This window comes from Niallia taxi (assembly GCF_032818155.1).
Classification (GTDB): Bacteria; Bacillota; Bacilli; order Bacillales; family Cytobacillaceae; genus Niallia; species Niallia taxi_A.
In genome coordinates this window covers 23,139-36,715 of record NZ_CP102590.1, presented here as the reverse complement: position 1 = coordinate 36,715, position 13,577 = coordinate 23,139, and the positions used below count along the sequence as shown (strand labels likewise).

General features: G+C 36.4%; 11 protein-coding genes. 4 read left to right on the top strand and 7 right to left on the bottom strand.

The genetic code is table 11. From position 1 onward, the window contains the following. Positions 1-204 precede the first annotated feature (204 nt). Both NQZ71_RS19310 and NQZ71_RS19305 read right to left on the bottom strand, forming a co-directional pair. Positions 205-597, bottom strand: coding sequence for a RidA family protein (locus NQZ71_RS19310; RefSeq protein WP_317012122.1), 393 nt, complete (start codon positions 595-597; stop codon positions 205-207). 201 nt (positions 598-798) lie between these two features. Continuing rightward, a complete protein-coding gene (locus NQZ71_RS19305) occupies positions 799-1,293 on the bottom strand; it encodes a GNAT family N-acetyltransferase (RefSeq protein WP_317012121.1) in 495 nt (164 codons plus the stop codon). A 260-nt stretch (positions 1,294-1,553) separates the two neighbouring features. Between NQZ71_RS19305 and NQZ71_RS19300 the strand changes: the two genes are divergently transcribed. After that, positions 1,554-2,444: a fructose bisphosphate aldolase gene (locus NQZ71_RS19300; protein WP_317012119.1), complete on the top strand. Its 891-nt coding sequence runs from the start codon at positions 1,554-1,556 to the stop codon at positions 2,442-2,444. Positions 2,445-3,013: 569 nt separating this feature from the next. On the opposite strand, the gene NQZ71_RS19295 is transcribed toward NQZ71_RS19300, so the two are convergent. Both NQZ71_RS19295 and NQZ71_RS19290 read right to left on the bottom strand, forming a co-directional pair. Continuing rightward, positions 3,014-3,436 (bottom strand): DUF4181 domain-containing protein, encoded by a 423-nt coding sequence (locus NQZ71_RS19295; RefSeq protein WP_317012118.1) that lies wholly within the window; start codon positions 3,434-3,436, stop codon positions 3,014-3,016. 577 nt (positions 3,437-4,013) lie between these two features. Next, entirely contained in the window at positions 4,014-5,270 is a 1,257-nt protein-coding gene (locus tag NQZ71_RS19290) for a sensor domain-containing protein (RefSeq protein ID WP_275007386.1), read from the bottom strand. 316 nt (positions 5,271-5,586) lie between these two features. Between NQZ71_RS19290 and NQZ71_RS19285 the strand changes: the two genes are divergently transcribed. Beyond that, positions 5,587-6,801: an FAD-dependent oxidoreductase gene (locus NQZ71_RS19285; RefSeq protein ID WP_317012116.1), complete on the top strand. Its 1,215-nt coding sequence runs from the start codon at positions 5,587-5,589 to the stop codon at positions 6,799-6,801. Between the two features lie 121 nt (positions 6,802-6,922). Here the strand turns inward: NQZ71_RS19285 and NQZ71_RS19280 are convergent, their stop codons facing one another. The 3 genes from NQZ71_RS19280 to NQZ71_RS19270 form a co-directional block, all read right to left on the bottom strand. After that, positions 6,923-8,182: an MFS transporter gene (locus NQZ71_RS19280; protein WP_317012545.1), complete on the bottom strand. Its 1,260-nt coding sequence runs from the start codon at positions 8,180-8,182 to the stop codon at positions 6,923-6,925. Between the two features lie 108 nt (positions 8,183-8,290). Further along, positions 8,291-9,679 (bottom strand): aminotransferase-like domain-containing protein, encoded by a 1,389-nt coding sequence (locus NQZ71_RS19275; protein WP_317012115.1) that lies wholly within the window; start codon positions 9,677-9,679, stop codon positions 8,291-8,293. A 332-nt stretch (positions 9,680-10,011) separates the two neighbouring features. Next, positions 10,012-10,563, bottom strand: coding sequence for an SMI1/KNR4 family protein (locus NQZ71_RS19270; protein WP_317012114.1), 552 nt, complete (start codon positions 10,561-10,563; stop codon positions 10,012-10,014). A gap of 236 nt (positions 10,564-10,799) precedes the next feature. Between NQZ71_RS19270 and NQZ71_RS19265 the strand changes: the two genes are divergently transcribed. Together NQZ71_RS19265 and NQZ71_RS19260 are read left to right on the top strand one after the other, a co-directional pair. Next, the gene (locus tag NQZ71_RS19265) at positions 10,800-12,203 is read left to right on the top strand and encodes a glycoside hydrolase family 1 protein (protein ID WP_275007390.1); all 1,404 of its coding nucleotides are present in this window, start codon (positions 10,800-10,802) and stop codon (positions 12,201-12,203) included. Between the two features lie 24 nt (positions 12,204-12,227). Further along, positions 12,228-13,553: a PTS sugar transporter subunit IIC gene (locus tag NQZ71_RS19260; protein WP_275007391.1), complete on the top strand. Its 1,326-nt coding sequence runs from the start codon at positions 12,228-12,230 to the stop codon at positions 13,551-13,553. Positions 13,554-13,577: the final 24 nt, after the last annotated feature.

Genomic DNA, 13,577 nt, shown 5'->3' with positions numbered 1-13,577 from the left:
AAGATTATTTTATCACTGGTGGATATTTTGTACACGCCTACTTTTGACACAATCTAGATAAATCGCTTAGTAAATTATAACCGCTTATAGCTGTTAATTTTGAAATAAAAAACGCCCTTACAGAAATTATCTACAAAAGTATTTCCATTTCAAATTATTTCCTTTAAAACTACAACTGGAAGCTTATAATACTTCGGAGCATGGCTATTTCAATTCCTGACATGCCCATGCATCCACCTCTACTTTTAGAGCTGGTGCTGCAAGTCCTACCACATACATCATGGTCGTACAAGGAAGGTTCTCTCCCACAAAATTTCCAATAATTTCTCTTCTTTTCTCTGCATCAAAGTCACCAACTAAATAGAAGACTAGTTTAGTTAAATCAGAAACAGTCATATTTGCAGCCACGAGATTTTTTCTAACATTGTCGAGTGCTAATTGTAATTGCTCTAATGAATCATCTGGTATATTTCCCGCTATATCCATGCCTATTTGACCAGACATCGTTAACCATTTATTAGGTCCCGTTACTTCGATTTGATGCACATAAGGTGCTACTGGTTTATGTATTGTTTCTGGATTTAGAGATTTTTTCAAGATAGTTGCCCCTTTATTAAAAATTTAATATTCCGAATTCTATTCTATCATTTTTTCCAAAAGTCTGTAGAATAGTAAGGACCTTCACTCTTTCCCAAAAACCAGAAAAAAAAACAGATCTTAAGCCTGTTTTCTTTCCATTGCTTATTATATTATTGTTCAAAGCTTTCTTATCTTACTACCGGAAAGATTCAGCTCTTTTTACCTCTTGCTTCTTTCTTTCACCATGTTATACCAGCTAATACCTCCGTGTTGGGAAGCAGACAGGCCATGGTTACTAAATCCAAACCTTTCATAAAAACCAACTAGCTCTAGTTTGCATGTTAGTGTGATTCCTTCTCTTTCATTTTCTTCAACAAGCTCCTCCAGCGTACTTATAAGCATCTTTGCGATTCCCAGGTTTCTAGCATGCTTTGATACAGCCAGTCCTAAAACGCTCTGATAGCCTCCACTTTTCGGATTTTCTTTAATTTGTTCAAAAAGATCATCCGTGATATATGGTTCATTAATTATCGGACCATTAATGTATCCCATAATCACTCCCCCATCTTCAGCAACAATGAAGGTATCTGAGATAAGTTGAATTCTTTCCACAAAAGCTTCCTTCGTGGCAGCCTCTTCCTTTGAGAAACCTTCATTTTCAATTGCTAACAACTGGTTTAAGTCGTTAGTTTGCACATTTCTTAATGAAACCATTACTTCAAAGACCTCTTCTCTATTAAGTTAAATTCTATCAATTTTTTATATTATATCAATTATTTGAGGCAACAACATAAGGTAAACAGAGTTATTTGTTCAAAATAAGTTCAGGTACCCTTTTACATCCTCCTAAAAGGATTTATGCACTAAATAATGGGTAAATTATAAAGAATAATGCTGGTTCAAAACTCTAGTTAGTTAAACTTTAATTAATGCCAGTTTCTGTAGTCATTCTATTTAAACAAGGAGGAATAATCATGAATTTAAAACAATTAGAAAGAATGCGCACAGGTAAAGGGTTTATAGCTGCTTTGGATCAAAGTGGTGGAAGTACCCCTAAAGCTTTATTACAGTATGGAGTTAAGGAAAACAGCTATGCAAATGAAGAAGAAATGTATGTATTAGTACATGAGATGCGAACTCGTATTATCAAAAGTTCCGCCTTTAACGCTGAATATATTTTAGGCGCCATCTTATTTGAAAACACGATGGACCGGAAAATTGATGGAGAATACACTGCTGATTATCTTTGGATGCAAAAGGGGATTGTCCCTTTCCTAAAAGTTGATAAGGGATTAGCCGATTTAAGTGATGGAGTTCAACTAATGAAGCCAATGTCAAATCTAAATGATTTACTTAAACGTGCCGTTGATCGAAATATTTTTGGGACAAAAATGCGTTCCGTTATTAAGGAAGCTAATAGTAACGGAATAAAAAAGGTTGTTGATCAACAGTTTGAGGTTGGTAAACAAATCATCGAAATGGGACTAGTTCCAATTATTGAGCCTGAGGTAGATATAAATAGTGCAGATAAAGAAGCCATTGAGAAGATATTAAAGGAAGAGCTACTTACTAAGCTATCTACTCTTGGAGAAAATGAAAAAGTTATCCTAAAAGTATCCATCCCATCTGTTACCAATTTTTATAGTGACATACTTAAAGATCCCCATGTAATAAGAATTGTTGCATTATCAGGGGGATATTCACAAATGGATGCAAATCAAAAGCTAGCATTAAATCAAGGCCTAATCGCTAGTTTCTCTCGTGCCTTAGCAGAAGGATTAACTTTCAGCCAAAGTAATGAGGAATTTGACTCAATGTTAGCTAAGTCAATTAAGGGTATTTATGAGGCATCGGTAAATAAATAAGCGTGGGAAGGGATGAGCAAAACAATATATAACCTAGCTACACATAATAATATAAAATATTATCAAATTTCATAACAATGGGTTAGGATTATAAAAAGAATATTGCTTTAGAATTTGTTCGTTTCATTGCGCTCACATACACTAGCTTTCCCTGGGGAGGAAGTTGAGCATCCTTGTCTTATCCTGCGAGGTCTCAGCCTTTCCTCTTTTTCCCTTTGTAGTTGTATGTCCCCCGCTCCTTTTCACTAAGATTTTTAATTATTTTTTAATACAAAAAACCAAACCATAAATCAATAGTCGATAATAGTTTGGTTTAAATTAGTCTTACATATTAATGTCTTAGTATATAGTTTATGTATCCCCAGAAATAGACAATAAATAGGAAACACCTATCCTTCTTACGCTTCGGCACTTCCTTAAACAAATCATAAGGTTCAACTTCAGTTCCAATTAGCATTGCATTCCAGTTAACACCAATTCAGTTGCTGGTTATCCATTCAATTTTTGAAAGTCAAAGCAGTAATCAATTTCTTTCCATCCTCCATTACTTAACAGCTTTTCTTAATAGCCTATAATAATCCCCAAAAATCTGTCTTGAATAAAGTAAAAGCCATTATGATGACAAAAATCAATTGACTAAGTGTTAATTTATAAGCATTGGGGTTTTCGGCATATTTCCTTTCCACAACAGCCCTTACTATTTCAGAAACAAACAGAAAAAGGCTCAATATGATCCACGGCTGTAGAAACCAATAGCTTTTCGTTTCATCCATGTTAAAAGGGAATATTAAAAGTAGACAAACTATTGTAATAATCCTTAGTGTCCAATCTATCATTTTATGTTTTTCATTGATGTGGTTATCAGAAAATAACTTTCTCCTATCTGCCTTTAATGTTTTACTCATAATATAATTAAACAAAAATATTATTAATAAAAAAAGAACAATTAATAATAGCAATTTCAGTCCAAAAGACAAACTTAAACCATACATATCCACGCCCCCCCTATACGTCTAATTCTATTGTTGTAATTAGTTAAATACATTACTTTTTATCTCTAAGTCTTTTTTTACTTATGCTTACGTGTTTCAGGTTTTTTTTTAACAAGTTCCTAAAATCCGCTTCAAACTTTGGACTATACATAACCATGCATAAACCAATCATGAAGATGATAAATCCACTTAGACCACTCGTTAAATATGGATACTCTTCCGCATAGTATAGGACCGTTAAAACTGTTATATAAATCCACCCAATTATATTTATTAGCAAGCTTTTTTTAGTCATATCATCCTTCCTATCTTAAGTAAGTAATCTAGCTATACAGAAGATAATTAGCAATAAATTATGTACAAAATAATTCCTTTTTTCTCTGCATAAATACTTACCCTATTTACATTACGAATCAACATCAAAAAGGTTCCACAATTTAACAAAAGTTATATTCTATTATTTTAAAACGGATACTTTTCAGATGCCAAATTGCTAATACTACTTACCTTGGTTACGACAAATTGAACTACTCAATACATAAAAAGGAGCTCTCCTATTAAAAGGAAGCCCCCATTTCTATTCTCTTAAAAAATTATTTTTACCGGTTCGTTTTATTTGATACATCGCATTATCTGCTTTTTGTATTAATGCCGCTAAATCGGCTCCATCATCTGGAAAGATACTTATACCTATACTTCCGCTTATCTTCCATGAAAATCCGTCAAATTGAAATGGCTCCTGGAATGCTTCTATAATCCGCTCTGCCCTTTCTTCCACTTCTATATTAGATTGGATATTTTCCAGCATTAATATAAACTCATCTCCGCCATATCGGCAAACAAAGTCTACTTCTCTCACACCGCTTTTTAGACGATCCGCTGTCATTTTGAGTAATTTATCTCCGATTTCATGACCAAGATTATCATTGATTTCCTTAAAATTATCTAAGTCCATAAACAACACTGCAACTTTGTGCTGTGTTTGGTTTTCAATCAATTTCGACAATTTATTGTGAAGAAATCTCCTGTTTGGCAAATTTGTTAAGGGGTCATAATGTGCTTGATAATACACTACCTTTTCAAGCTCTTTTCTTTCTGATATATCGTGAGCAATCGTAGATAGAAACTCAACATCACCATTTTCAGATTTATGTGCCACGATCATTTGAGAAACTGGGATTTTTGCGCCATCTTCCTTAAAGATTGTCGTTTCCCCCTTCCAATGGCCTTTTTCTATTGCAGTTGGAATACCCACTGTTTTGATTTTGTCTGTAATCCATTTTTGTGTTACTTTATCGCCAGTGATTTCCTTTTGATTAATACCAAGCATTTTACGTGCAGCTGGATTATAATACAAACTATTTCCGGCAGTGTCTAATGTTGCAATAAAGTCTGGAGAGGCTTCTATAATATCTAAGAGCTGCTGCTGTCTGCGCTCTTGCTGTTTTCTTAAAGTAATGTCTCTATCTATGCCTCTATAGCCAATACATTTTCCATCCGCGTTAATAATGGGAGAACCACTCGTTTCTAATATTACTTCATGGCCATCACGATGAAGATTAATATTTTCTAAGCTTTTAATAGGCAGCTTATTGGCAACATGGTACTCAAAAATTGGCGCAATACGTTTTCCTTCCAAAGGCTCCATCAAATGAAATGGTGTTTTTCCGATAACCTCTGCTGGAGAATACCCTAATATATCCTTAATTTGAGGACTAGCATACGTATATATACCATTTTCATCTACTTCCCATATCCAATCACTGACATGCTCTACTAACAACCGAAATCTTTCTTCGTTTGTCCGGTCTTTATCGTTCATGTGCTCATCCATGTTCCACCATCCAAAAATTCAAATTAACAGAATAATTATAACAAATATTAGAAATCGCAGTCTTCTGTAAATATATACCTTATAACCAGTACTTTTATATCACTATATTACCCTACTATTTACTCATATTCAATTTAATACATAAGCATTATTCAAACATTATCCATAAAAAGTAAAATAACTTCCTTCTAACCGACCAATTATATCTGCTAATCATCCCTTCATTCAGTTAACAATTATGTTGGTGTTATAATGTTCCGGTGAATTCGCATATGATAAACAGTCGAAAAAACTAGTTAATGATGGAGGATTGTGTATGAGAGTTGGTATAATTGGTGCTGGTATTGGTGGACTAACGTTGGCTCAAGCGCTTCTTGCACAAAATATCGAAGTTATCGTCTTTGATCGCGACCTATCTGCTGAAGAAACCGGTGGCTACCGTCTGCATTTAAGTGAAGATGCTTTAGCATCAATTCGCAAACATCTTCCTGAAAATATTGAAAAATTATTAAAACTAAGTGGTACTGGTCCTGAATCATTCCAACAATTTTCGATATTAAATCATCATGGAAAAACAAAGCTTAGCTTTCGTCAAACAGATGAGGAAGATCTTCTTATGATCGGAAGAATTCCTTTACGAAAAATATTAGCAATAGACTTGGAAAAGGTAATTCGTTGGGATACACAATACACTCATTACAAAGAAGAGGAGTCTGGCATTACCCTTCATTTTTCAAACGCCCAAAGTGAAAGGGTTGATATTTTAGTAGGTGCAGACGGTGTGCATTCAGCAGTAGCCAAACAACTCCTTGGTCGCTCAACAGCAAAATTTGCAGGAGTGATGGGGATTGCCGGTAGGTCATTGCTAACTCCCCAGTTAAGATTAACTATTAACAAGGATTTTTTTAAAGGACCTGGTTTCGCTGTTGGTCCAAAAGGTATTGGCATGTTTATAACTGTTCATGCACCAAAAACAAATAATGAATTAATAGCAGGCTTGGATATCTTGGAGGCCCCATATATTGTTTGGTCTGTGGCAGCAACAGATAAAACGCTTCGTAAAAGCTTCAGAAAATTAACCTCTGATCAACTTGAAAAAGAAGCATACCAGCTAATTAGACACTGGGACGAGAGCTTTCTAGAGCTTATCAATAACTCTGAAAAAGGCAGGACAGCTGCTTTTCCATTTTGGTATCCTAGCAATCTTACCTGGTGGAAGCACAGTAAAATAACACTAATAGGAGATGCTATTCATCCTATGCCGCCAACTAGCGGGCTTGGTGCAAGCACTTCCATACTGGACGCAGTTAACTTGGCAGAAAAGCTGGTGAAGCATGATGATTCGGCTTTAGCATTGCAAGCATATCAAGCTGACATGCTGAAATATGCACCAAAGGCTGTGGCAGAAGCTCGCCCGCCATTATTTTGGCAACGTCGTTTTAAAAACACTTTCATACGAAGGTTTGCCATGAGCGTTTTGCTTCCTTGTGTTAGTTTTGTATTAACCATTAAAGACTCTATTAAAAAGTAGGATTTTGCAATTCGTTATTTTCTAAAAAACCAAACTGTTTTGTCACATGAGTTTTCATACTTTGAATAGAAAGTAAAATGGCGAATGCTCTCATTGAGCACTCACCATACTTGTTATCCTGTTATTTTTTTGCACGAGCCCATATAACTACAGGAATTAGAAGTAAGGATATAACTCCGCCAATTAATGATAATGTTGCATAACTTGAGCCAGCAACGATCATGCCGGATAAGGCACCACCAGCAGCTCCTGATAATGCAATTAGAACATCAACTGTTCCTTGTTTTTTTGCACGAGTCGTCATTTCAGTTGAATCGACTATGAGGGCAGTTCCACTTATTAAGCCAAAGTTCCAGCCTAATCCAAGTAAAGACAGAGCAATTATTAGAAGAAGCATGGAATCTGCTGGTGCAAAAGCAGAGGTTAAGCCTGCGAGGAGTAATGTTATTCCAGAGGCAATAGCCATAAAAACTCTCCCTAGCTTATCAACAAGGAAACCTGTAATAAGTGAAGGCAAATACATGGCACCAATATGAAAACCAATGACAAGACCTACAGCACCAAGTCCATGGCCATGATGACTCATATGCACAGGTGTCATTGTCATGATTGCTACCATTACGATTTGCGTCATTACCATTATGGCTGCACCAACAAGTATTCCTCTTTTGTCTTCTGTATTTTCAGATGTTGTTAATACACTCTTGTTAACTTCGTTAGTTGCTGCTAAATTTCTAGCAATAATTAACGGATCTGGCCGTAGAAGCAAGAAAAGAACAAGCCCTGCCAAAATATATGCCGCTGCCGCTAAAATGAACGGACCGGCAATGGACGGGATACCAATAGAACTAGCAAGGTTCCCCATAACATTTACTAGGTTCGGACCTGCTACTGCTCCAAATGTTGTAAAAACCATCGTCATACTGACTGCCGTTGCCCGCTGTTTACTTGTTGCTAAGTCAGTGCCTGCATAGCGTGCCTGTAAATTTGTTGCTGTTCCCGCTCCATAAATAAGCAGTGAGATAAATAATAAGATAATACTATTGATAATGGCAGAAATTATTACCCCAATTGCTCCAAGTCCACCAATGATAAACCCAGTCGTAAGACCAATACGGCGGCCATAACGTTGAGAAAGTCTCCCCACAAATAAAGCAGCTCCTGCAGATCCTAACGTAAACAAGGCAGACGGTAAACCAGCATAAGCATCTGTGCCAAGCATTTGCTGTGCAAGCAGTGCCCCAACAGTAACACCTGCTGCTAATCCTGCACCACCAAAGACCTGTGAGATACTAACAATAAATAAAGTTCGTTTGTATAGAGATTTTCTTTTTTCTAAGTCATTACCATAACTATGAATCCTATCTGAATAATCTTCCATCACCTATCTAACCTACCTTTCGCTAAAGTACTGCTATTTAACTAGATTTTAAGTCATCATAACACCAATAAAAAAACCATACAATAACATAATTGTATGGCGAACAATTCACCTATGCTTCTCCAATAATCTCTTTAAGATAATTAATCCTTGTTCAAGCTCCTCAATTGTTTTAGGTGCACATACTGCGACTCGCACTGCCCTTTTTGGACAGCTATTACCAACAACAAAACGTTCAGCCGCATAGACCTGCACCCCATGCTTGGCAGCTAATGCCTCAAATTCAGCACCAGTAACCTTTCCGGGTAGCAATAGCCACCGAAAAATCCCTGTCTCATCACCGCCACATGTATAGTTTGATAAATATTGTTCTAGCAGTTCGTTCCTGCGTTTGTTTTGCAACTGATGCCCTTGAATTAACCCTTCGAATTGATTCGACACGATCATTCGTGCTGTCAGCTCTGCTAATAAAGGAGAAACAGTTATATTTAAATTATAAAGTGCCTTAGAAATTAGCTCCTTATACTGAAGCGGTACTGACACATACGCTAGACGTAAGCCTGGTGCTAAGGATTTAGACAAACTTGCAATATAGATAACCTGCTCTGGTGCAAATGATGCAACAGCTGGCAGTGGACTTTGATTGAGCAGATGGTATGATGCATCTTCCATAACAAACTGGTTATACCTCTTGGCAACTGCCGCAATCCTCTTTCGATTCTCCACAGTCATTATAGAAGCCATCGGATTATGATAATCGGGCATGATGTATACGCCTTTTATATTTTCATTTTTGCAGGCATCCTCAAATGCTGTTGGGCTCAATTGATCGTTTTCTGATTTAATTGGCACTATTTGCACACTTAACATAGCTGCAACCGTCTTTAATCCAGGATAAGTATGTTCGTCAACACCAATCCGATCACCAGGCTTACACAGACTCGCCAAGGTGGCAGCAATGGCATTTTGTCCCCCATTGGCAAATAAAATATGGTCAACTGTTGTTTCAAATCCACCTCTACGAATTAGCTTTACCGCCGCATCCTTTTGCCAAATACTTTCGCCTGCACGGCCATAACCAAACAACTTCTCATAATCCCCTTCCTGCAGCATATTTTTAAGCTGGTGTATGAGCGGTTCAAAAGAATCATTATCTGGTATTGTCGCACCCATTTCTATTAAGTGTGTTGGCTTAGTATCTTCAAGTAAATAGGCATTTGAAACCGCATCATACGAAACAAAAGTTCCACTTCCAACAGAAGCACTTAACAAACCCTTCATCTCACAAACTTTAAAAGCCTTGGAAATAGTACTCACATTTAAATCCAGATAATCAGCCAGTTCGCGCTGAGGCGGAAGCTTAGTTCCAGGTAATAAAATCCCCTCTACAATATCCTCTTCCAATTGGCGTGCCAGCACTTTATAAATTGGCTTATCTATTCTATTAATCACTGGCTTCCAGCTCATATGGTAATTTTCAAACGAATTAATTGGCATAATAAACACCTTTTTTTAGTTCATTATAAGATTCCTTTGTTTATGTTTGCAATTGTTATCTTGCCTTATAAATTAATGTTTTAAGTAACATATTATTAATTAACTATTAGAAGCGTTTCACATAGATAAACATTACATTGCAATTAATCGAAAATAAAATGTATATATTACAAGAATTCCACCCTAGAAAAACAATAAGAATTATATGAAAAACTGCAAGTTTAAGCTGTGAGTAATAAAGTAAAAGTGCCTCGCTAAGTACAGAACCACTTGTAACTAGATAACAAACTACCGGCAAAAACAGCGATTTGAATACCAATTAATTTCAATTCTTATTCCTCTATTTTTAAAACCTTATCAGATGTATCTAAACCCCAATTCCAATAATCAGAGCCGTAGCAAGATAAAAATCTATTCAAAAACTCGGTAAAATCACTTTTTATACTTATAAAGTAATCATCAGCAATCGGATCAACAACGTAAATATTATTATCATTTTCACTGGAAAGTAGATTAATTGCTATATGAAGCTGTGAACTTAAAGATGTTGCGATAATTATCATATGCTTTGGATAATCAAAGATTTCGTAACATTCAAGTATCTCCTTAATATCCAAAATTTTAGCATCATCATTTTGGAATTCTAATCCATTGGTATACTCAAGAAATTCCTTGTAATCACTCGGAATTTTATAGCCAATTTTAGTTTCGAAGTTTCTTAATTCTTTATCTGTTGCACCCTTGTTTAAATTAAATCCATATTTAACCTTTGATCCATAATAATAGATTTCCGTGTTATTTGTGTTATTTGCTTCTGATAATGACTTAAGGATACTCTTAACAGTTATCTCGAAATAATCTTCCATTCTTTCGTCTAACATCATGTAACCTCCCTCATACTATCCATCTTAATCATTTTCTTCAACGAAAACCGATTTTCCTTCTATACAGGTCTTTAGTGCAGAAATTCCCTAACAATTAAAGGTGGTTCCGTTGATAAAAAATTGGTTAGACAAATTTATTTAATATATATTTACAAATTTTAAAATTTGTATTTACAACTTTATATAAAGCGCTTACAATGGATTTGTAAAACCAATATTGAAATGGAGGGTAAAAAATGACAGACAAGTTAAGTGACGGTTTTTTATGGGGCAACTCTGTTTCTAGTATGCAGACTGAGGGTGCGTGGGATCAAGGCGGGAAAGGATTATCCGTTTACGATATTCGTGAAGCCTCCGAATTTGCTTCAGACTGGAAGGTAGCAACTGACAGCTATCACCGCTATGAAGAGGATTTTGATTTTATGCAGCAGCTCGGCATGAATTGTTATCGCTTTCAAATTTCTTGGAGTCGAGTTAATCCATTGGGTGACGGTACTTTCAACGAAGAAGGTATTGCTTTTTATGACAAATTTATTGATGGATTGATTGAACGCGGAATTGAACCGATGATTTGTCTTTATCACTTTGATATGCCGCTTCATTTGGCGGAAAAGTACAATGGATTTGTCAGCAGAGAAGTATTGGATGCCTTTGTCCGTTATGGTAAGGAAATGGTTGACCGATTTGCCCACAAGGTAAAATATTGGATTACGTTTAATGAACAAAACCTCTATCACATTCCTGAAGCTTTTAAAATCAGTGGTTATCTTACTGGTGAAAAGACATTGGATGAACTGTATAAGATACAGCATCATGTTATGATGGCACACGCCAACATTGCCAATTATATTCATGATAACTATAAGAATGCTTTAATTGGCGGCATGCTAGCTTATATGGAAGTATATCCGGCCACCTGCAAACCAAAAGATATCCTCTATGCCAGAAAAGTTGATGAATTTTTCAACCACAACCTCCTAGAAGCATTTACATTCGGAAAATATTCAAAAGAAGTTTTGACATATGTCCAACGTGAGAACATTGATATGGGCATTCAAGAAGGCGATTTGGAAGAGCTGGCCAAGCTTCGAAGTGACTTCCTTTCGTTTAGTTATTACGCAAGCACCACTATTAATACTGACTTGGTTCCAGAGGAAACGTCCGTCAATTATTATATGCATTACGGGAAACAAGATAATCCGTATTTAGATACAACGGAATGGAATTGGCAGATTGATCCGCTTGGATTTAGAGATGTTATCAATAAAATGTATGACAGATACAAACTGCCTGTTTTCCCAATTGAAAATGGCATTGGTGTGATTGAGTCATGGGATGGAGAAAATGAAATCCAAGATGACTACCGTATCGCTTACCATAAAGCACATTTCCAAGCCATGAAGGACGCAATTTTCATTGATGGAGTCGATGTCATTGGTTATTTAGGCTGGGGGTTAATTGATATTTTGAGTTCACAAGGCGATATGCGCAAGCGTTATGGCGTAGTGTATGTCAACCGTGAGAACCATGATTTGAAGGATATGAAACGAGTACCGAAGAAAAGCTTTTGGTGGCTGCAGAAAGTAATCAAGAGTAATGGGGCAGATCTTGAGGCTATGGAGAATAAAGTGAATCAATAAAAATACCAAGAGGGTGAATACAGTATGAGTAAAGGTCAAACAGACAATGCTGAGAAACTGTCATTTATTGATAAATTCACCATGTTTGCCGCTAAATTAGGCGGCCAGATCCATCTGCGTTCGTTAAGAGATGCATTTGCTGTAATCATGCCGCTGTTTATTTTAGCAGGAGTTGCAGTGCTTGTTAACAATGTTATTTTCCCTTGGTTTTTTGACGGAGATACTCTAGTAAATGCCCAATATTGGGGAACTACCATTACGAATGGAACTCTAAATATAGCAGGGCTTTTGCTTGCTCCGATGATTGCTTATAGCTTATCAAGAAATCGCAGCTTTAAAGATCCTTTAGCATCTGCTGCTATTGCATTGGCAACATTAGTGATTATGATGCCTAATACTGTATCAATGGTTCCTGTCGGTGCAGAAACAGCAGTCGATATTACAGGTGTATTAACATTCGGCAATCTTGGCACGACTGGAATGTTCGCCGGTATAATTATTGGGTTGCTTGCGACTGAAATTTTCATCAAGGTATCAAGTATTAGAAAGTTAGAAATTAGTCTTGGAGACAATATCCCTCCTGCCGTAAGTAAATCGTTTAATGTTATGATTCCAGCTATCCTAGTTTTATCTTTCTTTGGAATCATTTCATTAATTCTGGCAGTGGCATTTGATACTAACTTAATCTCGCTTATTTCTACGATGATTCAAGAACCATTACGGAAGATTAATACGAGCTTGATAGGAACAGTCGTCATTTACAGTATTGGAAACTTTCTTTTCTCGATTGGTATCCATCAAACTGTTGTCAATGGCGCCTTACTTGACCCACTGCTATTGGCCAATATGAATGAAAATATGCTGGCATATGCAAACGGTCAGGCAATCCCGCATATTATCAACAGCTCTTTTGTTCCGACCTTTGGTATGATTGGCGGCACAGGCAGCACGATTTCACTCATACTTGCTATTTTCCTGTTTGGAAAAAGCAAACCTGGAAAGGATATAGCCAAATTAGCGACTGGACCAGGGCTATTTAATATCAACGAGCCAGTTATTTTTGGCTATCCAATTGTTTTTAATATTCCAATGATGATTCCGTTTGTCCTTCTCCCTGCTATTGGCATTATAGTTGGTTATTTTGCAACAGCTATCGGATTTATCAGCAAAACGGTTGTTTATATTCCTTGGACGACACCACCATTGTTAAGCGCATACTTGGCGACAGCAGGCGATTGGAAGGCTGTTATTTTACAAGCTCTCATTATCATCGGTGGTGCCTTCCTTTACTTGCCTTTCATGAAGATCAGCGAACGGGTCAGCCAGATGAATAACGATAAAGCAGCTTAAAAAACTTAACGGTATACTTTTTAG